We start from the raw sequence: 22,985 nt of genomic DNA, 5'->3' as shown, positions 1-22,985 counted from the left end.
TTTCTATAAATTAGTCCCTATAAATTAATTTCAAAAAATTAAAATATCTCCATGATTTATAATGTCATGGCAAACAGGATTATAATAATTATATTGATTTTAATCCTTGCATTTTCAATAATGCCATTGCATAATAACATTAAGAGAACAAACGTTGAAAGAAATGGAGTGGATTCATCAAACTGGGCCGGCTACGTTGTCGCAACAGGTTTTGGCAGCCCAAAGCCAGAGGTTACAGGTGTCAGCGGTTCCTGGATTGTACAGAATGTTAATACATCATGTTCATGCACATACTCGGCGCAGTGGGTTGGTATTGGTGGCTTCTTTAATGGTGATTCATCATTAATACAGGCAGGAACAACATCACAGTATGACTGTGGCGCCTCATTTTCAGCCTGGTATGAAATACTCCCTGCCGCTGAAACACCAATAAACATGACTGTATATCCAGGAAACATTATAAATGTTCATATATTCCTTGCAAAATCGCCGGATCTCTGGTATATATATCTAAATGATACTTCAGAAAATGAAAGATTCTTCAAAGAGGTTTACTATAATTCATCAATGCTCTCCGCAGAATGGATTGAGGAAAGGCCTGAGATAAACGGTCAGCTCAGCTGCCTTTCGGATTTTGGCACGGCCTACTATGGTGGATATTATACAGGATTATCAATGAGTGATTATGCAACTGTAAATGGCCAGACCGCCCCAATATCGTCGTTTCAATATGAAAACATAACAATGGTCTCAAATTCTGGTATAATTGCAGAGCCTGGAAATATAATAAACAACGGCAGCTTCAAGGTCTATTATACGGGAGATGGCTGTTACTGCTGTTTCTTTTAGGTTTATAAAATATTTTTATTATTTATAATAAAAAATGTATAATCCAAAAGCTTTATCAATTCATTCATGATTTTTTATATATTATGCCAGTGATAAATCTTAAAAATGATATCTATGTTAACCTGCCACGGGGTTACAGATTAATTAATAAATACGATGTAAACAAAAGATTTCAATCAAATGATAAAAACATGCGTGATTATAAATTAAAATACTTCTATGAATGGGGCCTTGAAAAAAACAATGTTGTTTTAATAAAGGAATCAAGGGGAAACATAGATGGCATTATAATGTTCAGATTTGAGCCGGATATAAAAGATCCTGATAGAATTGTAATAGAGATGCTTGCCAGGAACTTTGCAGCAAATAATCCAGGATCCGGTTACCTTTTATTAAGGGCCGTTGAATCCATAGCGTCTCAGCTCGGGATAAAAAAGATAGAGATAGAGGCAATTAAAGAGCTTGAGGATTACTATGAATCCCTGGGATACAGGAGCACCGGTAAAAATTATTATGATTCATCATGGAAGGATATAATAATAATGGAAAAATCATTGAATTAAATCCTTTTTCTATAATCAGGCATTTTTTCAATAATATTCCTCATAAATGCTCCTGGATTTTTTATCATCATATCCGGCGTTCCGGATTCGACTAATGATCCATTGTTTAAAACGTAGATGAAATCAGACAGGAAAAGGCATCTGTTAATATCATTGTCAAAATATATGTAAAGTATATTATTTTTTGTTCTTTTTAATACCTCGAAGACCCTTCTAAGGTTTAATGTGTCAAGGTATGAAAAGGCCTCATCAAGGACAATAACATCAGGCTTTTGAAGATATGCCATGGCAAAGGCCAGAAGCTGCCTCTCACCACCTGATAGGGATTCGACGCTCCGGTACTCGTATAAATCTTTGTCCAGACCTGTTGAATTAAAAATATACCAGGCATAATTTAAATCTATATTATTTAATCCTGCTGATGTCTCTATATGCCATTTAACATCCTTTGTTATGTTTAAAGATATATAAGGATCCTGGAATACATATCTTATCTTAATACCGTTCTTGTATAAAACCGAGCCTTTATCAGGTTTTTTATATCCTGATATTATATTTGCCAGTGTTGTCTTTCCGGAACCAGACTTTCCAAAAATGGAGTATATCTTACCAGGATAAAATGAAATGTTAACATCCTTCAATGCGTAGAATACATCCCTTTTTAGAATTCCCTTTTTTATATAATATTTATCAACGTTCTTTATCTCTATCATTGTACCAGTCCGGATATCTTATGCATCTGTATCCATGGTCATTATCATATCTATATAAAATTTCAGATTTGCACGATTCATTCATGAACCTGCATCTTTTTATGTAAACACAGCCATTGTTTACCATATTATTTGTAAAGGTAAATTCTCTATTCCTGTTTTCAAATGAAGGTATCGCATTTATAATATCGTAAACGTATGGGTGGTGTGGTTTATAAAGAATTTCAGACCATTTTCCATCCTCAAGGATCATTCCATTCCTCATTGCATAGATCCTGTCGCATATTCTAAATAATGGTACAACATCGCTGCTCACAATTATTATTGATGTGTAATCCTTAATCTCCTTTAAAAGTTTTAGGAGTCCGGTGATTGCATCAATATCAAGACCGGTGAACGGCTCATCCAGTAAAAGTATCTCGGGCCTGATCATTAAAGACATGGCGATTACAACTCTATGCCTTGTACCGTCACTCAGCCTTGAAGGAATATTATTTAAAGTTTCCATGGGCAGGTCAAGATAATCAAAGATCCTTTTTACATAATTTAAATCGTATTTGCCATGGCCAAAAAGCTTTTTTATCTGAAAATCAACAGAATAACCCGGTTTTAATATATTTAATGAGTCCTGCCTTGCATAGATAACCTTTTCCCTGTAGCGTTTATAAACCTCCCTTGAGAATATGCTCTCTCCATTGTATAGAATATCACCACTGTCTATGTATAAATCTCCCCTTATGGCCCTTAAAAGTGTTGTTTTTCCTGAGCCTATCTCTCCAATTATACCAACTATTTCATTTTTGTTTAAATAAAAATTTATATCATTTAATATTTTAATGTACCCATCAGTGGTTTTATAGCCAGAGCCCAGGTTTTTAACCGTTAACATTAATGCTCCTCGTCCACAAGGTTAACTGATTTTCCGGCCCTTGCCATTAATTCTGGTTTTTTATACTTCATTCTTAATGCGTAGTAAATTGAAAATGAGGTGTAAAGTGCAATGACAATTAAGGCCTCTGTTATTGGGAAAACCGGTGGAACAACAGATTCATAAAGAACGAATGCAAATATGATTGTTGCTATTATTGGAAATACATAATGTGATATTCCATGTACAACAAAGTCCGTTATACTGGTGTGCCTTTCCTTTAATCTTCTAAACAGTGTCATAACACTTGTGTTAAGCAGTATATGCGTTATTATTAAACCACCAAGGGCCATTGTTGTTAAGAAATCGAATGAGTTTTCAAGTGTTTGTACAACAGCAGGATTCGTGGCCCTGTCAAAGATCAAATCATTTATGCTTACATTTGAGGCCATGCCTATTATAAAGGTTACGGCTATTGATATAATCGAGGACATTATTGCAACGAACCAGAGTGCATTTGACGGTGTTGCATACTTTTTATTGATCCTTCCAAAGAATTCCGGAAGTATTCCATCACGGCCCATTGCAAAATAGACCCTGCCTGCATTTGCCTGCATGGCAACGGCATCTGAAAAAGCAGAATTAAATGCTATTAAGGTGAACATAACACCGCCTATAACACCGGTATAAATTACAGCAACTATGACTCCTGGTATTGACTGGTTTAAAAAGCTCTTTATTAATGGTACCGATGTTCCCCAGCCCACGATCTGGGCATATGCAACCTCCGTTAGCACAAGGCCCACCATTAGCAATCCAACTGAAAGTGACCTGGTAATTGCCCTTGGATGGTTTACCTCCTCTCCAAGAGGTGCCGAACCACCATAGCCTATGAAGCTGGTTAAGCCAAAGACCATGCCAAGGCCCAGGCCTGCAAAGACACCTCCATGCTCGTTAAACATTAAATTGAACTGTGGCCATGCAAATGGATTAAAGACATTTAGTGTGTTGTCAGGTGCCCTTATTATCTCTATTGCAGATAGAACCACAAGGAAGATTAATTCAAAGAATGAAGCGTATTTTATGTATTTCATCTGCGGCCTTATGCCAACTATTGCTATTACTATCGGAACTATTATAACTATTAATATAAAAGGAATCCAGATCCATGCAGGCATTGCATATCCAGTGAAATATTTAACAACACCTGGCAGGAACACGCCAGCAACAAAGACCGGTATTGCAGCAGTGCTTACTATTTGATACATTGGGTACATCAAACCTGCGGTAACCGCAGGTACAGGTCCATAGGCATTTGCTATATATCCATAATAGCCACCTGCACTTGCATGCCTCTTTGATAAATGATATAAAGTATTTACCTCAAGGAACATTGTTAATGTTGCAACTATAAATGCAAGAGGCGTTAATATTAATGCAAATGCGGCGGATGATACGACAAAGGCTATGGAATCGCATGCAGGTGCCATGGCAGCAATCTCCTCCGCAATGGCACCCCATGTGCTTACCTCGCCCCTTTTTAGCTTGTATAAACCATCAATCTTCTCTTTATTAGCAATATCCATATGAAATGAGTATTATACTAAAATATATAAAAGTTTTCGTTTGAAAAATCATTTAATGTTCTATCATTTAACATTTTTAAGTTATTAAAAACAAATAAATGTTGTTATAATCGATTCAAAGACATCTTTATGAATTTCATTATTAATGATAAATGTTTCCTGTATGAATAAATTTTTTAAATATAACTATTTTAGATCTTTAAATTATATCCAGATTTTTATTATTTATACATTTAAATATGAATTAAATATTTTATTCTTTATAAATATGACTCGTTTCATGATATAAAAATAATGATGAAATCAAAAACTAATAGCCGGAATTAAATACAAGGGCTCCAGCATAATCCATGTCTTGGCCCACAGGTGATATATTTATAAACATAATTTCCAACATACTTTAAATAAATTTCATTGAAAATAAGTCTTCTCATGCATGGTTAACGGATATACCAAAAGGTCTTAGAACAAAACCTCATAGTCTTTTTGTGAGTTGAAAGGTATGAATGAAAAAAGCCAAAAATGGAAAAACATACATATATACTTAATGGGGCTGGCCGGGTTTGAACCGACGACCACCTGGTTATGAGCCAGGCGCTCTACCTAGCTGAGCTACAACCCCCTTGCACCTAATTATTTCTTTCTTTTTAAATTTTTTCAATGAGCGCCGCCAGTCGGGTTTGAACCGACGACCGCTCGGTTAACAGCCGAGTGCTCTACCTACTGAGCTATAGCGGCACTGTTATTAGTAATTGCATTCTTATTTTTAAATTTTTTCTATTTTCCGCCTTTTTATAGTAATTTTTAATTAATCCATGTATATAATATACTTTTAAAAATATTATTAAAATTAATATTAAAACTTACGTCCATTTTATGAGGGCTTTTCAGCTCTCTATAAAGGTGAATTATGATATATATTATAATCCATACATATTCCTATTAATTAATAATAAAAGGTCGGACAATATGCTTATTTTTAAGGACAAAAATAAAAATTAATTCCTGTAAAGAACGTTATTTAAGATATAAAAAATATTTGGTTAAATGGACCGAGGGGGATTTGAACCCCCGCCCTCTTCCATGCCAAGGAAGCGATCTACCTCTGATCTATCGGCCCTAATACACGTATTAATCTATAACGTATAAATTTTACTTTTTACGCTTTTATATTATAATATAACAAACCATTTATATATAATAATTACCTTTGTTTTTTCATGGGAGTATTTAAAAAGGAAATAGAAATAACAACATCCAAGGATCTACAGACTGTTACATCAAGCTTTGAGAACTTTTTAAAGGAAAATGGATGGAAAACACAGAGCAAGGTTGAGGGCAATAAGGCAATAGTCCAGGCACAGAAGGCCGGCATACTTAGAGACATAGTCGCAGCGGAGCGCGCATTGACATTTACAATGGAGGACGACAATGGAAAATTAAAGGTAAACGTTGGTGTCTCAAAATGGCTTATGGATCTTGGAGTTACGGCACTTGAGGTAATATTCCTTTCTGAGCTTTTTATATTCGTTGATGTACCTGAAATGGTATGGAACGAGCACGTTGAAAAGGAATTAATGCAGCAGCTTGAGGCCATTGCACAGTAGAACTTATATAATTTATTTTTATACAGTAAAATTTTATTTATTTCAATAAATTTAAATATTAAGCCATCAATTAGAATATAGAAAACATTTCTATACATTAATTGTTGCCTTAAAGGATATATTTCTAAACATGTGATTTATCAATTACAATTGTGGTTATTATGTTAATTCCAAAAAGATGAGCCCGGCATTAAAATCCATAATTATTATAAAGCTTATTATTCTTAAAATGAAAAATAATTCAGCATCGATAATAATATATAAATCAGGCAATGTTTAAATATTAATAATGTAATTTAAACCATGCAAGAAGAATTAAAAAGATTTACAAAGGAAGAGGCTCTTTCTGATTTATACAAACTTGTTAAAATAATCACTGAAACCCATCCTGATCCATTCATGAATCTTGGGTCCCAAATAAAATTTTATATGATGATTGATGAAATTATTGGCAAAATAAATGAAAATATTGATATTATTGAATTATACAATATCACAAGAAAAATCACGGCATTAATAGGTGATTCACACACGTTTATGCAAAATCCAGGATTTGATAATAGCAGAATCTGGATTGAATTTGAGATCATAGATGAAAAAATTATAGTTCTTGGTGTCTATGAAAAAAATTTGAATGACATTATCGGTCATGAGCTGATTGCCGTTAATGGCATAAATGTTAAAGAATTATTATCCAAAATGCATGAAATAAGAGCCTCAAACAGCATTTATGATGCTCTTGCCCATCTTATTAATGCCTTTTACGATAAATACACAATGTCATACATAACAGGCCAGGATGGTATTAATTATGTAAATCTTACATTAATGTCCATTGAAGATAATTCATTAAAAGATGTTAAATTATCATTTAGCATTGATCCACCTGGTGCTTTAATAGAAAATAACACAGTTTTTAATGTTAAATCAAAATTGGATATTTCATACGGTATAATTAATAATACAGGTTATTTAAGAATAGATTCAATGACAAGATACAGGGAGGCCTATGAATCAATATTAAACTTCGGTGCTGATGAATCATTTATAAGAGAAATGCTTGCGGCCAATGGATTTGAATCTTCTGGGGATATTGATAAAATAATATCAAAAATACCATCTGCTTCTGAATCGATAATAGAACTGCTTAGCACAATGAATAAAAACAATATAAATGATATAATTATAGATCTGCGCAATAACCGTGGCGGTAATTCATATCTTGCCTATATACTAACATATTTTTTGTATGGAAATAAAATATATGAAATGGAATCGGGATATGACATAGAAAGATATTCATCATGGTATAAAAATCAATACAGCAAGGTTAATGATATATGGTTTTTAGGTGGTTACAATTTTCAGGAAATGCATGAATGGCTATCCGGAAATAGAAAAATAGATCATGATGACTGGGTGGAAACTGTTAACATATCAAAAACGTTCAGTGCTTATTATAAAAAATATCACGTTCAAGATAACATCAATGTTTATGCACTATGCTCTGCAAGGACCTTCAGCGCTGGTTTCGATCTTCTGGACATGCTAAAAAGGTGTGGTGCCATTGTTATCGGGATTGAGCCATCCCAGGCAGCAAATGCATTTATAAATACCATAGCATTTTCACTTGATAATTCCGGGCTTAAAGGAAATGTATCATCAAAACTGATGTTAAAATATCCTGATAAGCCCATGTTTTATACCATTAGGCCGGATATTCCAATAAATATAAAGGATTTTATAAATCATAACTGGGATGCGAATACAATATTAATTGAGTCAATAAATATAATAAAACAGAATAAAAACATTTAATGGCCATTTTGTTATGTTTGAAATTTTTACAATTTCTTAATTGATTTACTTTAAACATTATTTATAGAAGATCTTATAATGTATGGCAGTTAATTATAATTCTGTGATTTATATTATTATAAATATGTAATATAATTATATGTATAATAATTATATTTATTAAATATTGCGCTCAAATTTTTTAAATTTACTAATAAATTAATCTAAATCTATAAAATATATTTTATCAAATACGAATATTTATATAATATAATATAATAATATTTATATACGAAAATATTTATATATATTGATATTATGTAATTTTATGGAGCTAATAATGTTATTTAAATTTAAAAGAATGCCAACGAAGAAAGAACTTGAGGAAGCCAATAAGATTGTGGATGAAAGTGTTAAAAAGGGTTTAAAAATAGAGGTTCACCATACATATGGTATCTATGATACAATAACATATCTTAGGGGAGATGATGATTCAGAGGAAGCATATTTAACATATTTACAGCTCATAAAGCCATGGGCAGATGTATATACACTGCATGTTATAAACGAGGATCTTTATCAGAAGGTAACGAAAAAATCAATTAAGGATTGAACCTAATATAATCAAAATTACCATAATAAGAATTTATCATTCATTATAATAGAATTTTAAAATATAAAAATATATTTACAAATTTTAAAAACAATTATAATTAATAAAAATATTTTTGCTTATAAATTAAACCTATGCGTTTTCACCAAGCTCCATTCTCTCGTCCTCGGCATCGATGCTTTTGTAATCAGGTGATTTCATAATTATAAGCATTATCATTAGAGCCATCATTGGTATAAATATTGTAATCTCACCGGATTTGAAATAGCTATGTGTTAAACCAAGAACCGTTCCAAATAATGGCCCGCCAAGCAGTGCACCTATATTAAATATGCCAAGCAAAAACCCGGTTGCAGATCCGGTCCATGAAACCTCAACAAATTCCTGCACTATTGCAGAGATATTCACGCCATAGATTCCGTAGCCAAGGCCAAAGATCAGGGTTGCAATTATCGCCTCAATGTAGGTCATGTGCGTTAAAAACATTAGACCCGTGGATAGAACATATAAAAATGCTGCAAGTAAAAGTGCATACTTCCTTGAGATCTTATCACCAATGAATGCACCCGGTATGGCACTGATTATTAAACCTATGCCAAAGAGAGAGAAAACCAATGTATCTTGTGTTGCACTTAATCCAATGCTGACAAGGAATGATGAGTAGTAACTATTATATGCAAAATAACCAATGCCCCAGGCAAACATTGATAGCACCGCAAGCATTAAATCCATCTTAAGATACCTGTAAAAGCCCTTTCTTGGCCTCTGTTTTGCCATATAATATTTTGGCATTACAGAGAATGTAAGTATTATTAAAATCATGCCAAGTATGCCGGATATTATAAATGGCACATCAAAGGTTGTCTTGGAACTGAATATATTGAAAACGTATGGTGCGACAAAGAGCCCAAGCCCGAATAGCACCGCAGGCATTGCAAGAAATCTCCCCCTGGATGATGGTATTAAATCCCCCATGAATGTATATATCAATGGCTGCACCATGCCGACGCCGAAACCGGTTATGAACCTGAATGCCACTAGCTCGTATTCGTTTGTAACAAAGCCTGTTAATGCGGAAAATATGGAAAATAATATTAATGCTGTTATTAATCCGTATTTAACTGACATCTTGTCAAAGACGTAGCCTCCTATAAAGCTGAAAACCGCTATTCCACCAGCGAAGCCAGTTGCTGCAACACCAAGTAAGAATCCATTTATGTGTATGATTTTTAATATAAAGGTTCCGCCGAAAAAGAATAGATCAGCATCAAAGCCATCAAGGAACATGCCAAAGACAACAATTCCGGCCAATAGTATCAGCCTTGCCCTGCTCCGCCTTATGTTAGCTATGACAGTGTTTTCCATGAAAGTAATTAACATGCAAATACTTAAATTTTATGATCAAAATTGGAAAAAAAATTACCAAAATTATGGATTTTTTAAAAGAATATTTCTTGCAGATTCCTTTAATATCAATGCACCATTGTAAAGCACAGACTCATCTATGTTAAACAATGGTGAATGATTTCCTATATGTTTTCCTGGAAATGCGCCGCCAAGAACATAGTATGCCCCTGGAACCTTTTCAAGATAATAGGCAAAATCCTCGCCTCCCATGTTTGGTTTTGGATGCACTATATTTTCATTTCCAAGGATGCTTGATGCTGTTTCCTCGATTATTTTTGATATATTTTCATTGTTTACAAGAACAGGATAACCATATTCATAGTCATATTCGTAATTTATATTATATATCATTTTTAATCCTTCAAGTATCTCACCAATCCTTTTTTTAATCTTTTCCTGAACATCCCTGCTAAACGTCCTCACCGTACCTGATAGTTCTGAATGCGCTGCTATTACATTGTATCTGTAACCTGCATTGATCTTTCCAACGGTTAAAACTGCTGGCTCCTGTGGATCTATCTCCCTTGATATTATATTATTTAACATGTTTATTAAATGTGATGATATGTAAATTGTATCTATTGCCTCATGCGGTGCCGATCCATGGCCGCCTTTTCCATGTATTTTTATGTTAAACTGATCGGCATTTGCCATCATTTCATGGTAATATATTCCTATCTTTCCTGCATCAAGGGAGCCCCATATGTGCTGGCCTATTATATAATCAACGTTTTCCAGCGCACCGTTCTTTATCATTTCAATGGCACCCCCAGGCGGTGATTCCTCTGCAGGCTGGAATATTAACCTTACATTACCATTGAAATTTTTTAAATCATTTATTATCATTTTGGCGGCCCCAAGAAGCATTGTTATATGTGTGTCATGGCCGCAGGCATGCATAATTCCATCATTTAATGATCTATAATCAACGTCGTTTTCCTCGGTTACGGGCAGCGCATCGATATCGGCCCTTATTGCAACAGTCTTCTTGTTTTTATCATTTATTATGTCTGCTATAATTCCAGTTTCTGTTATCCTTTCAGGCCTTAAACCCATGCTTTTTAATTCCTCCTCTATTTTACCTGCGGTTTTGTATTCCTTAAAGCTGAGCTCAGGATTTCTATGGAAATATCTCCTTGTTTCTATTAAATAATCGTTTATATCCATGCCATGTTATCATTTAACAAATATTAAATTTTTATTCAAAAATCAAAAAGATATTTATATAATAATATTATAAAATTCCATGATACTCTATTTATTAATGCCAATTACAATAATATCAATATCAATTATTATAGCGGTGCTTCACATGGTTGCACCTGACCACTGGAAGCCAATACTATCATACTCGCTTCAAAAAAGAATCAAAAAAGAGAGGGTTGCAGGCATCTCATTTTCACTGGGTATGCTTCATGGTATATTCTCATCGTTATTATCCTTTGGTATAGCAGTTCTTGGCTTTTACATATTCCCTGAAAGGTATGTAAAAATCCTTGCCGCGGTCATACTAATCCTTGTTATTTTTTATATAATTATAAATGCGCATTATGAATCAGAAAAAACAGGTATCAATGATTCGATACTGCTTGTAAGCGTAATACCTGATCCTGCATTTGTGCCGATAATATTAATAGCATTGATATACGGTATAAACTTTGTTTACTTTGCAATGATTGTTTTTATTCTTGCATCAGCACTTGCACTTCTTGCAGTAACAGTATCATTAAGCAGGATTATATCAAAATACATTAATAAACTAAAGCCACAGCACATAGATTATATTGTTTCAATAATACTTGGCATAACAGTTCTGTTTCTATTTATTTAAATTCATTATATAAGATATTATATTAAAAATAATAATGTAATTATAAAGATCAGGGGCATTATCCGGAATAAAGATCAATATTATATTTATATTGCCTCCATTTACATTGACATGGCCCATGGCAGGAAATGCTATATAGTTTTTAGAAGTTATATTATAATTATAAACGCCGTTTGCAAGCTTTACCGTTATTTTATTGCCGGTTGATGTGAATATATAATTGCTGCAGGAAAGTTTAAAATCAACGTGCCATGTATAATTCCTGGCAAGTCCTATTTCAATGAATGTAACATTATATTTTATAAGATTAAAAAATATATTTACGGTTGCATTTGAACCGTTAACAGTAAAATTGCCGTTTTCATTGACCGGCCTGTAATTTTTGCCAGCCCATGAAACATGATAGCTGTAGCTACCGTTTTTTACGTACAAAAAGCTAATGGAACTGCATGATGTTGGAAAGGTCATTCCAAAAGAACCGGAGACGTACCATTTATCCCATGGTGGCAGTCCATGCTCACTAAAAGTTACGCTGTAGCCATAATTGAAAGTTATGTTCTCCGTTATATTTTTTGTTGCAAAATATGAACCGCCTGATGATATGTATCTTGAATCTTCAGCGTATGCGTTGTAATAATTCAGGCTGCCATTCAGACTATAATAAATTATTGTGCTGTTAATGCTGTAAATCGTAAAATTTTTTATTGATACATTTCCAGAATCATAAACAAAACATGTAATATTTACATACCATTCTGTTCCCTCTGGCAGACCATGCTCAATAAAGGTTGTCCTGTAATCATCTGGGCCATTATTTTTATAAATATTACCTGTATAAATTAACGATGATATTATAATTAATGTTAAGATTAAAGTTAAGAATTTCATAATTAAAATATTAAGATATAAAAATTATTTAGGATTTACTATATACATATGTATCAATATATATACTTATATATATTATTTGGATTAACTCTATAAATATTGCGAATATAATCATCTTGATGTCAGATATATACAGGGATCTTGATGAAAAAAGATTTGGGTGGTTTCACCTCAAATCAATGATAACGACCGGCATGGGTGTCTTCACTGATGGCTATGATCTTTCATCGATTGGCCTTGTGCTTTTGCTTGTGCTTTCATTTTACGGTATAGGAAAGAGCTCACCTGATTATACAATTGTTACAAGCCTTCTTGCAGGCTCTGCACTTATTGGTGCTGCAGTTGGTGCAATAGTCTTTGGCGAGCTTGCCAGGCGCGGAAGAAAGAGGTTCTACGGTATTGATGTTGCAATACTTGGAATCGGTGCTTTATTACAGGCACTTTCACCAAACATAACATTTTTAATAGTAATAAGGTTCATTCTTGGTCTCGGTGTTGGTGCAGATTATGTTCTATCACCAATGATAATGGCAGAGCATTCCAATTCAAGGGATCGCGGAAAGACAATAGCATTCGGCTTTGGTTTAATGTGGGGCTTCGGTGCAACACTGGCAGCCGTTGTTTATCTATTAATTGCACCTTTGGTATCACCAGACCTTCTATGGAGAATTGTTCTATCAGCCGGTGCAATGCCAGCACTTGCCGTTGTTTATTTAAGAAGGAGGATGCCTGAGACACCAAGGTTCATAGCAAGGATCGTTGGCGATAAGGACAAATTCATTAACGAGGTAAAGTACATAGCAAACAGGGAAATAAAAATAAACGGCGAGATAAAAGATAATAATACATTCATGCACTACTTTAAAAGATATGCCGGATTTTACATAACGGCCATGATACTCTGGTTTTTATACGACCAGATAGCATATTCAAGCATACTTTTTGGCCCAAGTTTAATAGCATCAGGTCTTGGAATACCATCAGATATCTTTCAGTTTGTAATGGAGCTTGCATTTACAATACCAGGCGGCATAGTTGCAGTATCATTGATAGACCGTGTTGGAAGAAAGCCATTGCAGGTTTCAGGCTTTATATTAATGGGCGTATTCCTGTTATCATTTGGAATACTAAAGGACTTTTCACTGCTTCCGGCATTCCTTGGATTAATGCTATACGGCATGCAGAACTTTGCAAACCAGTATGGTCCAGGATCAATAAGCGCCTCGGGTATGCTTGGTGTTGAGCTGGCACCCACAAAGATAAGATCACAGATACAGTCATATACAGTTGCAGCTGGAAGAACAGGTGCATCATTGTCATCTTTTGTTTTCCCGTACATGTTCATAGCCTTTGGGGAAAGCTTTGCATTTTACTATTTAACAGCACTTGCAATAATAGCCGGGATACTAACATGGGTAATAATACCTGAAACAAAAGGTTCTCTTGAAAAGACGTCCGGAGAGCTAAATGAAATGAGAAATATAGAGGTAATAGAATGATAAAATTAATAGCATTTGATATGGACGGGGTTCTTTTAAAACACAGGAACTCCTGGGAAAGGGTTTTTTCAAACCTTTTTGATTTCAAGGAGTACACATTTCAGGGGCTTTCAAAAAAACGTATAAAAATTCCAGAGGAAATAAACATAAGAAGACATATATCAAAAAGCTTCGATGTGAATGACATAAACAACGATCTTTATAAATTATATGATTTCAGGGAGAGAACAAACATAAAGATGGTTATAATATCAGCCGGAGTGCATTCATTCGCGGAGAAGATAGCAAACATATACGGCTTTGATGATTACATAGGAAACGATATAATAATTAAAAATGGATATATAAATTTCATAAAAAATGTCGATCCATCGAAAAAGAATCTAAACCTTGACAGGTTCCTGAGGCTCTATAAAATAAAAAAGGATGAGGCATTATCAGTTGGCGACACAGTATTCGACGCATCAATGAAAAAATCATCAAAATACTTCGTGGCATTTAATCCATTTGATTATAATGTTATAAAAAACGCTGATTTTACCGTATATAAATTCGATGAACTAATAAATATTGTAAAAGCCATAAACTATGGTATAAATATAGAAATTTAATATCTGTTCAAACGTTTTAAATTATCGCTGTATCTTATATTATATATTCCATGCGCATCCTTATCAATTTTGTAATGGCATCTCAGGCATTCCAGGCTCATATCATCATTAATTTTAAAATCAACACCATTGCATTCAGGGCATGAGCTCCTTATCCATAATGTATCTGGATCCGGCATTTTTGCATTAAAGCTTCTCTGGTAATTATTTACCTCGTTATAATTATTATTCATATCATTTATATTATCATCATTTTTTTCACTTTTTTCCTTTTTATTCTTAGATCTCTCAATATAGTATGCGGTTATGGCATAAAGGCCGGCAAAGGCCCATAAGAATAAATATATTGAAAGAACAGGATAGATAAAAACATTGTGCTGGAAAAGCACTGCCACAAAATCCATCTCCGAGAGTGTAAAATTTATTAAAAGTGCCCTTAGAAAGCCGAATGAAAAGAAGATATATGAAATGAAAAGTATATCTATGTAAAGCATTAATGTGTTGTAAAAACCATAATTTGTTAATAGAACCGAAATACCGGCTATTATAACAGAGTAGACCCAGCGCAGGCTCTTTATTGAATTCTCCGGATTTAAAATATTACTCAATGTAAGCTCCCTTTTTGCAAGAAGCGTTATAAATATTAATATGAATCCGGGTACAAGGACAAGTAAAAGCATCTGAAACACTGAATTTGCAGAATATATTATATTTTCAACGGCCGGTCTGAAATGAAAGACGCTCTGTAATACTATTTCAGGATCAATTGTATCCAATATAACAGAGGCAAAGATTATTATTGCCGTGTAAAGTGAGAAAAATGTGTAAAATGAATTCTTTGGTTTAAAGCTCATTATCTTATTATTTTTATAAAACACTGATGATAATCCAAGAATCACAAATATCAATGTGATTGCGGCAATTATTAATATATCAGTTGAACCAGGTCTTGAACCTATATAAATATATGAACTTAATGGAATGTTTTCTAGCACATAATAATACTTTGAAATAAACGGCAAATAATAAAAGAATGAAACCATGGCTATAAATATGCCAACAAATGACATGAATTTACTAAATGACTCTATTATACTTTTCTCACTCATAAATTAATTATTTTAAAACTTTTACTTTAACTTTACTGTAAGGCGTCTCTCCATTTTGCCCTTTGCCATCGTTGTTGTTATCTCGAAATCACCGATCTCCCTTGTGTTCTTTACATGAACGCCGTTGTCTGGCTGCATTGGTAACCCTGATATATTTATTATTCTTATATTATCGCCCTCTGGCATTTTATCCTTTGATAGATTCATAAGCTGGCTGTTCTTTGTAAACTCATCCCTTGATATGTATGATGCATTAATGTCAATTCCAGATTCTATGATCTTTTTCATCTCTGTTTTTATCTTTTCAAGCTTTTCCTCGTTCATCTCGTCAACGTAAACATCTATCCATGCATTATCCTCATAGGTCTGGTTCATGCGGCACCTTGCATTGTAAAATTTATATGCTATTCCTGATATTAAAAACAGTGCTGATCTGTACCTCATATGATTATATCTTACATCCCAGTCTATTTTTTGATGAACTGTTTGACCTGCTATGTCCTGTGGATAGGTATCAAGAGAGATCAAATGGATGTTTTCACCGTCCTCCCAGACATCAACGATTACGTAGTCCTTACCATTTATTGTTACAGTACCCTTGTCATTTGGCTCCCCTGCTCTTGTTGGAAAGAAAACGCTCTGGTCAACGGTCATATCTGTAAACTCAACCATTGTAACCTTTGAGTCACATTCCTTCATGTACTGGTCATCAAGAAATAATTCCCTTGTCTTCATTAATGCTTAAACACATTTCGATATTTAATTCTTTATTACTTTTTTCATTTATTTGCTTTTTATTTATTAGTAAAGGTTATTTAATTATATTACATACATGGCAATGGATTACAGGGCAAGGGCTGCAGGTATACATGCCGCCAGGGCCATATATGCCTTAAACTGGATGGATATGGCCCCAGCTCTTAGTTATATAAAATCCTATTTAAATATAAACATTGTATACATTGGATTCCTTGTATCTGCATTCTATCTTGGCATCTCTGTTTTTCAGATCCTTGGTGGATACCTGTCATCAAGAATTGGTGATAAGAACATAAGCTTTATCGGGCTTTTCCTTGTAGGTTTCTTTGCAATAGCATCAGGCCTGTCATCAAATTTTCCGGAATTAATCTTATCAAGGTTCTTTGCCGGATTCTCTGCAGCGCTGTTTTTCTCGCCTGCGCTCAGTGTCCTTGCATCAATAGTCCCGGAGGACAGGTACACATTTCATATTGGAGCATACAATGGCTCCTTTAATCTAGGCGCCGGCATAGGCGTTATAGGCTGGGGCTATCTTGATATGTATTTAAATTACAGGACGGCGTTTATCATAGCCGGAATAATAACCTTTGTTATACTGTTTTTCAATGTTTTTATAAACAGGGAAACGGAGAATATAAAAAGCAACAGATCCATGATATTAAAAGATATGACGCATGTTATTCTATCACCATTAATATTTATAATAGCACTGGCAAGCATAGCAAGCATGGTCTCTGAAACAATCATGGGGCAGTTCTTTGTTTATTACCTTGAATCCAGGGGAATACCACCGATAAATGCAAGCTCAATATCATCAATTTACCTTTTTATAGGTTTTGTCGGCGGCATTCTTGGCGGCCTCCACTTTTCAAGGACGTCAAAAAAATTTATGACGTTTGCCCTGGTCAATATGATAACAGGATTCCTTTTAATTTTAATATCCTTCGTTTATAACTATTTATTATTGACTTTTATAATAATCATACTTGGCATGCTCACTGTCTACGGCTTTTCAATTTCATATACATTTGGAAGGTATATATCAAGAAGGGATATGGTTTCAGTTACACTCTCAATTATAAATCTTTTCCAGCTGCTCATAGCATTTATATTACCTGTTATATTCTCTGGTATCGTTCATTTCTATAATTATGAATATGCATGGACGTCCATGGGCATAATTTCAATCGTATTTATACCACTTATATATATGGTAAAGCATGGCCTCTCAAAGAGAAATGCATCTGCTTATTAAATACGGCTATGATGGTACAAAGTTTGAGGGCTTTGACCGTTCAAACTCAAAAAATAGCGTTGAATCTGTTATAATAAATGTTCTTTCTGAATATAATATAACAAAAAACATTGAATCTGCAGCAAGAACAGATAAAAACGTTTCGGCCGCCGGAAATGTATTTTATATAAAAACAGAGGAAAGGCCTGAAAAAATCCTTGGCATATTAAATGGAAACATAAAAAACATGTTCTTTCATTCATATTATTTATCAAACAGTTATATAAATCCAAGGTATAATTCAATGAAGATATATAAATATATAATACCATACAGAATAGATTCCAGATTAAAGAATAATATAGCAAGGTTTCTTGGGACACACGATTTTACAAACTTCTCAAAAAATGATTACAGAAATCCTGTAAGGACAATAAACAAAATAGAATTTGAGGAATATAATGATTTTACCGTTGTAAACTTCTACGGAAAAAGCTTTGTATGGCATCAGCTGAGGAGCATAATGGGCTTTGCAATGCACTCCGATGAGGATCCATTTTCAATAAAATACCATAACAGGTTCCTTGCTGAACCAGAGCCATTAATTTTATACGACATAATTTATGATAATATTTCATTTATAAAATACCGTTTTGATAACAGATATATAAAAAATAAATATAATTCATTATTTATAGAATCAATCATTTACAGAGTTTTTTTAAGATCAATCGATGTATAAATCAAAAGGTTTATATTTCAATAATCTTATTATCAAAAAAACTGGTGTATTATGTCATTATCTTATAGGATAACAATAAGGATATCCTCCGATGTGATGGAAAAACTTGAGAAACTGGTGAAAAAATATCATTATAATGGGGTCTCTGAGGTTATAAGACGTGCAATAGAGGAGTTCATAGCAAAGAACGAAACAAGCAATGTAAGCGATCTGGATTTAAAAATACCGGGAAAGGTATACAAGGAGCTTGAGGAAAAAGTATCCTCGGGAGAGGCAGTATCCATTGAGGAGCTAATACGTGAAATACTAAAGGAATACGTTAAGGAAAAGGCAAAGAGCATACAAAACAAACGTTAAATAAGATATACAATTACGCATCTATGGTTGTAATCAGGGCTGATAGATCATATCTTAGGACCTCATTTGGTGAATCCTTTATTGATTATTTAAATAAATTTTCTGATATTATAGGATTCTCTATAGAATGCGATGATGATATAAAGGTGGAGCTGAATCCAGACAGGCCCGATCTTTTTTCATTTTATGCAATAAACAATGCAATAAAAACATATTATCACAACAATTTTATTGTAAAAAGCCCGTTTGATAGATCAAATGTAAAATTCACATCAAAATTAAATGATAGATACATAATGGGATTTACAGCCAGCGGACACAGGCTTGGCAATCTCTTTAAACATATAATAGAATACCAGGAAAGGCTTCATGAAACAATAGGCAAAAACAGAAAGAAGATGGCAATAGGCATTCATGACCTTGATAAGATAAAACCGCCGTTTTTATTAAAATACGCTGATGATATTTCATTTGAAACCTATGATGGATTTAAAGGCAGCGTGAATGAAATTATATCAGGTCACCCAAAGGGTATTGAATACGGAAGCCTTGTTAAGAGGCCAATCGTTATTATCGATGATGAAAATGATGTTTTATCCATGCCTCCTGTTATAAACGGCAAAAAGTCCATTGTTACGGAGGATACAAAAAATCTCTTCTTTGATATAACAGGCAGTGATTTCAATGCTGTTAGAAGCGCACTGATGCTTTTTATGTACGAGATGCATTACCTTAACTATAAGGTTTCATACGCCAATTTTCCAGGATTAAAAGGTGTTTTAAAATACGATTTCAGACCATTGAAATTAAATGATAATATTATAAAAAGGTACCTTGGTATAAGCATTGGCAGGGAGAATACAATAGAATCATTAAGAAGGATGGGGTACCGTGCCGAGGTATCATCATATGGCTATAATGTACTTGTACCAGGGAACAGGATCGATGTCATGGGCGATGTCGATATAATAGAGGATATTGCAAAGGCCTATGGATATAACAACATAGATGAGAACGTTCCTGAAACATCCGGCATTGCAAGGCATTATAAAATCAACGATTTTAAGAATATAATTAGGGACATTATGATATCATCAGGCTTTCAGGAGATCATGACCTTTGTTTTATCATCGAATTATTATAATAATATAAAATACGATGGCGGTTTTAAAATTGAAAACCCAAAGAGCATTGACTTCTCTGTAATAAGGGATAGACTCTATCTTAACTTTTTAAATTTTCTTAATATAAATAAAAGAAATCCACTACCGCAGAAGATCTTTGAGATAGGTAATGTAATTTCCAAAACCGAGGAGAAAACACATCTCTGTGCAATGATATGCGATTCTGAAACCGATTACACATCAATATATAAAATACTAAGATATCTATCATTAAGATTATCAATTGATTTTCACGTTGAGCCAATGGATATAGAAACATTAATACCGGGAAGATCCGGGGTAATAAAAATAAACGGGGTCGATGCCGGTATAATAGGTGAGATGGACCCTGAGATATACACAAAATTCGATATATACAATCCAATTGCATTCCTTGAGATAGATGTTGAATCACTTATTTAAATAAAATACGTTCTTTATCTTGTTTTTATCCATTAATATACCTGTTTTTTCAATAATTCCATATACTGTTTCCATTGATATATCTGTCTTGAAATCATAGTTTTTTAATGATTCCTTTATATTTTTAATGCCTATACCGGTTATTTTATAGAACATTTTTAATATGTCATTATTGTAATCCCCATTTTTTATCCTTAAAACCCCAGGATTCCTTGCTATGAAATCAGGATTCGAGGCAACCATGCAGCATGGCATGCTGTCAAGGTAATCCTCATAGGATGATACCTTTTTATATCCATTATTTATTAAAAATGTTGAATATGGCTCCCATATTGATATATATCCTGAATTCTTAAATTCCTTTACTGCCCTTAAAGGATTCTTAAAGAACTCAATTTCAAGATTTTTACCCCTGGCAAACTCCCTGCTCATGATCATCATTGATGAAAGCGCAGATGATAAAAGCCTTTTGTTATCATTGCTGTTTTTAATAATACTCGAACCACCTGAGGCAACCGCGCCTATGATCTTTATATTATCAGAGGTCATTGCATACATTATTTGGGATAGTGAAGGTGCCATCGCAAATTCGAGGGCCTCGTACTTCAATGCATCCATCAATGAAACCGTGTCATCAAATGGTATTATCTTAATATTATAATCATTGAACATTGAGTATATCCCGGATATTAATGGTATGTACTCACTGGATCTTAGTATGCCTATCCTTATAAATTTATCTATATGGCCCGGGTAATAATCACGCAGCCATACCCTCTTTATTAATCTTCCATCACCGGTTCTTATAATAATGTTTTCAGATTCCATTGATGATAAAACCTCTGATATATGTGACCTTGAGAAGTTGTATAATATCTCTATTTCGTACTGTGCCATGCCGGTATATTTCCTCGATCTAAGCGCCCTTAATATTATTGATTTTAGATCCATGGCTTAAAATATTTAATATGGATTTATTCTTTTTCAATGATTTTACAAAATATATTTATATTTTTATTAAATGGGCTTTACATGATCAGGCTCTCCCAGTCTGTAATGCAGTCATTCACATCAATAGGCCCGATGCTGGACTTCGTTGCATTATTCTCAATTATTGCATCATACTCTGGAACCATGCTTCCATTTGTTGTTTTATTCTCATTTATACTTTCATACTCAACATTATACACCGTTTATCAATTTTCAAGGAGATTTACAACAAATGGTGGCTATTACTCATATGTTGGAAACACCATGGGCAAATCGCTTGGGCTTTTTGTGATGCTTTTTTATATTATGTATTCAATATTAACTGTGCCAAACCTATCAATCTTTGTTTCATCCTTTATTTATAATATATTAATAATTTTTGGAATAGATTATAAGGCCATTGAATATGTAATATTGATAATTTTTATAATACTTGTTTATTCTGTTATAGCCTCAGGTTCAAGGATATCAATAAAATACACATTAATTGCCGGATTAATGGAGATGTCCTTTATAATAATAATGAGCATTCTATTCCTTGGTTACAGGCATTATCCAATTGAATATAAATACAGCTTCAATGCATTCTTCCTTGGTGTAATATTTGGAATACTGGCATTCTCTGGTGGCGGTTCAAGCATCTTTCTATCCGAGAACACAAGGAGCTCAAAGAGGACGACACCAAGGGCGCTCCTGATATCATATACATTATCAGGCTCAATAATGGTGTTCTCGGCATTTGCACTTTTATTCTTCGTTGGTGTAAATGGCATTTATTCATATTCAATAGATCCCTACTATATTGTTTCATACATTTCAGACAGATTCGGGATATATTTCATGATGGTCTTTGCATTCTTTGCAATTCTAAGCGCCTTCAATCTCAGTGTTTCATATTTAAATGCCTTTGTTCACATGATGCCAAGGATGCTAAACGATCTTAAAATAAAAAATCGTGGTAATTATATCATCTTACTGTTTTTAATTTCAATTTTAATATCATTTTTATCAATAAGCCTCCTTGGATTTTTTAATGCCTTTGTCTTCATTGCAGGTCTAATAAGCTTTCTATACATCGTTGTTCATATTATAACAAACATATCATTGATCAGGATAAATAGATCCTTTGTACCTGTGCTTTCAGGAATTTTCCTTATAATAAGCATGATACTGTCATTTTCTGGAAACATGGCCTTAATACCATCGATAAACTATGCATTTATTATTTATCTAATAATATCAATAATAATTGTTTTAATAATAAGGTCATCGGATTATTACAAATCAATAAATTTTTACATCAATTAAAATTAAATTCCATGAATATAATTATCAATTAGATTTTTATATAAAGATTGAATTACACTTCCTTAGCT

Annotated in this window: 22 protein-coding genes and 3 tRNA genes; 13 read left to right on the top strand and 12 right to left on the bottom strand. The window is 33.5% G+C overall.

The features are described 5' to 3' along the window. Positions 1 to 66 precede the first annotated feature (66 nt). On the top strand, positions 67 to 849 hold the full coding sequence (locus B8780_RS01085) for a G1 family glutamic endopeptidase (RefSeq protein WP_084272363.1): 783 nt from the start codon (positions 67 to 69) through the stop codon (positions 847 to 849). Between the two features lie 83 nt (positions 850 to 932). Continuing rightward, the gene (locus B8780_RS01080; protein WP_011177564.1) at positions 933 to 1,412 is read left to right on the top strand and encodes a GNAT family N-acetyltransferase; all 480 of its coding nucleotides are present in this window, start codon (positions 933 to 935) and stop codon (positions 1,410 to 1,412) included. On the opposite strand, the gene B8780_RS01075 is transcribed toward B8780_RS01080, so the two are convergent. The 6 genes from B8780_RS01075 to B8780_RS01050 form a co-directional block, all read right to left on the bottom strand. After that, positions 1,409 to 2,125, bottom strand: a complete 717-nt coding sequence (locus B8780_RS01075) for an ATP-binding cassette domain-containing protein (RefSeq protein ID WP_011177565.1) — start codon at positions 2,123 to 2,125, stop codon at positions 1,409 to 1,411. The two genes, B8780_RS01080 and B8780_RS01075, sit on opposite strands and share 4 nt — an antisense overlap. Further along, the gene (locus B8780_RS01070) at positions 2,103 to 3,014 is read right to left on the bottom strand and encodes an oligopeptide/dipeptide ABC transporter ATP-binding protein (protein ID WP_084272362.1); all 912 of its coding nucleotides are present in this window, start codon (positions 3,012 to 3,014) and stop codon (positions 2,103 to 2,105) included. Before B8780_RS01070 ends, B8780_RS01075 begins: the two co-directional genes overlap by 23 nt. Further along, the gene (locus tag B8780_RS01065; protein ID WP_084272361.1) at positions 3,014 to 4,579 is read right to left on the bottom strand and encodes an APC family permease; all 1,566 of its coding nucleotides are present in this window, start codon (positions 4,577 to 4,579) and stop codon (positions 3,014 to 3,016) included. The genes B8780_RS01070 and B8780_RS01065 overlap by 1 nt, the downstream gene beginning before the upstream one ends. Positions 4,580 to 5,127: 548 nt before the next feature. Next, positions 5,128 to 5,201: transfer RNA gene (locus tag B8780_RS01060), tRNA-Ile, on the bottom strand. A gap of 43 nt (positions 5,202 to 5,244) precedes the next feature. Beyond that, a tRNA-Asn gene (locus B8780_RS01055) sits at positions 5,245 to 5,317 on the bottom strand. Positions 5,318 to 5,627: 310 nt separating this feature from the next. Then, positions 5,628 to 5,699: transfer RNA gene (locus B8780_RS01050), tRNA-Ala, on the bottom strand. 100 nt (positions 5,700 to 5,799) lie between these two features. Between B8780_RS01050 and B8780_RS01045 the strand changes: the two genes are divergently transcribed. From B8780_RS01045 to B8780_RS01035, 3 genes are all read left to right on the top strand, one after another. Further along, positions 5,800 to 6,186, top strand: coding sequence for a hypothetical protein (locus B8780_RS01045; RefSeq protein ID WP_011177569.1), 387 nt, complete (start codon positions 5,800 to 5,802; stop codon positions 6,184 to 6,186). Positions 6,187 to 6,489: 303 nt separating this feature from the next. Further along, positions 6,490 to 8,004, top strand: coding sequence for a S41 family peptidase (locus tag B8780_RS01040; protein ID WP_084272360.1), 1,515 nt, complete (start codon positions 6,490 to 6,492; stop codon positions 8,002 to 8,004). 307 nt (positions 8,005 to 8,311) lie between these two features. Next, complete coding sequence (locus B8780_RS01035) at positions 8,312 to 8,596, top strand: hypothetical protein (RefSeq protein WP_084272359.1); 285 nt, start codon at positions 8,312 to 8,314, stop codon at positions 8,594 to 8,596. Positions 8,597 to 8,728: 132 nt separating this feature from the next. On the opposite strand, the gene B8780_RS01030 is transcribed toward B8780_RS01035, so the two are convergent. Both B8780_RS01030 and B8780_RS01025 read right to left on the bottom strand, forming a co-directional pair. Then, positions 8,729 to 9,961 (bottom strand): MFS transporter, encoded by a 1,233-nt coding sequence (locus B8780_RS01030; RefSeq protein WP_161939661.1) that lies wholly within the window; start codon positions 9,959 to 9,961, stop codon positions 8,729 to 8,731. A 63-nt stretch (positions 9,962 to 10,024) separates the two neighbouring features. Next, the gene (locus B8780_RS01025; protein WP_011177573.1) at positions 10,025 to 11,170 is read right to left on the bottom strand and encodes a M20 metallopeptidase family protein; all 1,146 of its coding nucleotides are present in this window, start codon (positions 11,168 to 11,170) and stop codon (positions 10,025 to 10,027) included. Positions 11,171 to 11,249: 79 nt separating this feature from the next. On the opposite strand from B8780_RS01025, the gene B8780_RS01020 reads away from it, so the two are divergent. Beyond that, positions 11,250 to 11,834: a hypothetical protein gene (locus B8780_RS01020; RefSeq protein ID WP_084272357.1), complete on the top strand. Its 585-nt coding sequence runs from the start codon at positions 11,250 to 11,252 to the stop codon at positions 11,832 to 11,834. On the opposite strand, the gene B8780_RS01015 is transcribed toward B8780_RS01020, so the two are convergent. Continuing rightward, positions 11,823 to 12,722: a hypothetical protein gene (locus tag B8780_RS01015; protein WP_084272356.1), complete on the bottom strand. Its 900-nt coding sequence runs from the start codon at positions 12,720 to 12,722 to the stop codon at positions 11,823 to 11,825. The genes B8780_RS01020 and B8780_RS01015 overlap by 12 nt on opposite strands. Positions 12,723 to 12,841: 119 nt before the next feature. Here B8780_RS01015 and B8780_RS01010 point away from each other — a divergent pair, with 119 nt between their 5' ends. After that, complete coding sequence (locus B8780_RS01010) at positions 12,842 to 14,221, top strand: MFS transporter (RefSeq protein ID WP_084272355.1); 1,380 nt, start codon at positions 12,842 to 12,844, stop codon at positions 14,219 to 14,221. Beyond that, positions 14,218 to 14,832: an HAD family hydrolase gene (locus B8780_RS01005; RefSeq protein ID WP_011177577.1), complete on the top strand. Its 615-nt coding sequence runs from the start codon at positions 14,218 to 14,220 to the stop codon at positions 14,830 to 14,832. Before B8780_RS01010 ends, B8780_RS01005 begins: the two co-directional genes overlap by 4 nt. Here B8780_RS01005 and B8780_RS01000 read toward each other — a convergent pair. Together B8780_RS01000 and B8780_RS00995 are read right to left on the bottom strand one after the other, a co-directional pair. Then, positions 14,829 to 15,941, bottom strand: a complete 1,113-nt coding sequence (locus B8780_RS01000; protein WP_153274196.1) for a hypothetical protein — start codon at positions 15,939 to 15,941, stop codon at positions 14,829 to 14,831. The two genes, B8780_RS01005 and B8780_RS01000, sit on opposite strands and share 4 nt — an antisense overlap. Positions 15,942 to 15,962: 21 nt before the next feature. Continuing rightward, positions 15,963 to 16,676, bottom strand: a complete 714-nt coding sequence (locus B8780_RS00995) for an alanyl-tRNA editing protein (protein WP_011177579.1) — start codon at positions 16,674 to 16,676, stop codon at positions 15,963 to 15,965. 103 nt (positions 16,677 to 16,779) lie between these two features. Here B8780_RS00995 and B8780_RS00990 point away from each other — a divergent pair, with 103 nt between their 5' ends. From B8780_RS00990 to pheT, 4 genes are read left to right on the top strand one after another with little or no spacing between them, the layout of a single operon-like run. Continuing rightward, on the top strand, positions 16,780 to 17,955 hold the full coding sequence (locus B8780_RS00990) for an MFS transporter (protein WP_236719340.1): 1,176 nt from the start codon (positions 16,780 to 16,782) through the stop codon (positions 17,953 to 17,955). Further along, positions 17,921 to 18,676 (top strand): pseudouridine synthase family protein, encoded by a 756-nt coding sequence (locus B8780_RS00985; RefSeq protein ID WP_084272352.1) that lies wholly within the window; start codon positions 17,921 to 17,923, stop codon positions 18,674 to 18,676. The genes B8780_RS00990 and B8780_RS00985 overlap by 35 nt, the downstream gene beginning before the upstream one ends. Before the next feature lie 51 nt (positions 18,677 to 18,727). Next, complete coding sequence (locus tag B8780_RS00980; RefSeq protein WP_011177582.1) at positions 18,728 to 19,033, top strand: ribbon-helix-helix domain-containing protein; 306 nt, start codon at positions 18,728 to 18,730, stop codon at positions 19,031 to 19,033. A gap of 23 nt (positions 19,034 to 19,056) precedes the next feature. Next, positions 19,057 to 20,619: a phenylalanine--tRNA ligase subunit beta gene (pheT, locus tag B8780_RS00975; protein WP_084272351.1), complete on the top strand. Its 1,563-nt coding sequence runs from the start codon at positions 19,057 to 19,059 to the stop codon at positions 20,617 to 20,619. On the opposite strand, the gene B8780_RS00970 is transcribed toward pheT, so the two are convergent. Then, positions 20,608 to 21,570: a hypothetical protein gene (locus tag B8780_RS00970; protein ID WP_084272350.1), complete on the bottom strand. Its 963-nt coding sequence runs from the start codon at positions 21,568 to 21,570 to the stop codon at positions 20,608 to 20,610. The two genes, pheT and B8780_RS00970, sit on opposite strands and share 12 nt — an antisense overlap. A gap of 81 nt (positions 21,571 to 21,651) precedes the next feature. On the opposite strand from B8780_RS00970, the gene B8780_RS00965 reads away from it, so the two are divergent. Then, positions 21,652 to 22,917 (top strand): APC family permease, encoded by a 1,266-nt coding sequence (locus B8780_RS00965; protein ID WP_084272683.1) that lies wholly within the window; start codon positions 21,652 to 21,654, stop codon positions 22,915 to 22,917. Positions 22,918 to 22,985 lie beyond the last annotated feature (68 nt).

This window comes from Picrophilus oshimae DSM 9789, from assembly GCF_900176435.1.
Lineage (GTDB): Archaea > Thermoplasmatota > Thermoplasmata > Thermoplasmatales > Thermoplasmataceae > Picrophilus > Picrophilus oshimae.
The sequence above is the reverse complement of the archived record's forward strand: the minus strand, read 5'-3'. Positions and strand labels throughout refer to the sequence as shown.

What these genes read in the sequence shown, in the direction of transcription:
- B8780_RS01010 (WP_084272355.1), top strand. Translation starts at nt 12,842, where the DNA reads ATGTCAGATATATACAGGGATCTTGATGAAAAAAGATTTGGGTGGTTT.
- B8780_RS00965 (WP_084272683.1), top strand. Translation starts at nt 21,652, where the DNA reads ATGATCAGGCTCTCCCAGTCTGTAATGCAGTCATTCACATCAATAGGC.
- B8780_RS00995 (WP_011177579.1), bottom strand. Translation starts at nt 16,676, where the DNA reads ATGAAGACAAGGGAATTATTTCTTGATGACCAGTACATGAAGGAATGT.
- B8780_RS00990 (WP_236719340.1), top strand. Translation starts at nt 16,780, where the DNA reads ATGGATTACAGGGCAAGGGCTGCAGGTATACATGCCGCCAGGGCCATA.
- B8780_RS01085 (WP_084272363.1), top strand. Translation starts at nt 67, where the DNA reads ATGGCAAACAGGATTATAATAATTATATTGATTTTAATCCTTGCATTT.
- B8780_RS01045 (WP_011177569.1), top strand. Translation starts at nt 5,800, where the DNA reads ATGGGAGTATTTAAAAAGGAAATAGAAATAACAACATCCAAGGATCTA.
- B8780_RS01075 (WP_011177565.1), bottom strand. Translation starts at nt 2,125, where the DNA reads ATGATAGAGATAAAGAACGTTGATAAATATTATATAAAAAAGGGAATT.
- pheT (WP_084272351.1), top strand. Translation starts at nt 19,057, where the DNA reads ATGGTTGTAATCAGGGCTGATAGATCATATCTTAGGACCTCATTTGGT.
- B8780_RS00970 (WP_084272350.1), bottom strand. Translation starts at nt 21,570, where the DNA reads ATGGATCTAAAATCAATAATATTAAGGGCGCTTAGATCGAGGAAATAT.
- B8780_RS01020 (WP_084272357.1), top strand. Translation starts at nt 11,250, where the DNA reads ATGATACTCTATTTATTAATGCCAATTACAATAATATCAATATCAATT.
- B8780_RS01030 (WP_161939661.1), bottom strand. Translation starts at nt 9,961, where the DNA reads ATGGAAAACACTGTCATAGCTAACATAAGGCGGAGCAGGGCAAGGCTG.
- B8780_RS01015 (WP_084272356.1), bottom strand. Translation starts at nt 12,722, where the DNA reads ATGAAATTCTTAACTTTAATCTTAACATTAATTATAATATCATCGTTA.
- B8780_RS01005 (WP_011177577.1), top strand. Translation starts at nt 14,218, where the DNA reads ATGATAAAATTAATAGCATTTGATATGGACGGGGTTCTTTTAAAACAC.
- B8780_RS00980 (WP_011177582.1), top strand. Translation starts at nt 18,728, where the DNA reads ATGTCATTATCTTATAGGATAACAATAAGGATATCCTCCGATGTGATG.
- B8780_RS01000 (WP_153274196.1), bottom strand. Translation starts at nt 15,941, where the DNA reads ATGAGTGAGAAAAGTATAATAGAGTCATTTAGTAAATTCATGTCATTT.
- B8780_RS01070 (WP_084272362.1), bottom strand. Translation starts at nt 3,014, where the DNA reads ATGTTAACGGTTAAAAACCTGGGCTCTGGCTATAAAACCACTGATGGG.
- B8780_RS01040 (WP_084272360.1), top strand. Translation starts at nt 6,490, where the DNA reads ATGCAAGAAGAATTAAAAAGATTTACAAAGGAAGAGGCTCTTTCTGAT.
- B8780_RS01065 (WP_084272361.1), bottom strand. Translation starts at nt 4,579, where the DNA reads ATGGATATTGCTAATAAAGAGAAGATTGATGGTTTATACAAGCTAAAA.
- B8780_RS01080 (WP_011177564.1), top strand. Translation starts at nt 933, where the DNA reads ATGCCAGTGATAAATCTTAAAAATGATATCTATGTTAACCTGCCACGG.
- B8780_RS01035 (WP_084272359.1), top strand. Translation starts at nt 8,312, where the DNA reads ATGGAGCTAATAATGTTATTTAAATTTAAAAGAATGCCAACGAAGAAA.
- B8780_RS01025 (WP_011177573.1), bottom strand. Translation starts at nt 11,170, where the DNA reads ATGGATATAAACGATTATTTAATAGAAACAAGGAGATATTTCCATAGA.
- B8780_RS00985 (WP_084272352.1), top strand. Translation starts at nt 17,921, where the DNA reads ATGGCCTCTCAAAGAGAAATGCATCTGCTTATTAAATACGGCTATGAT.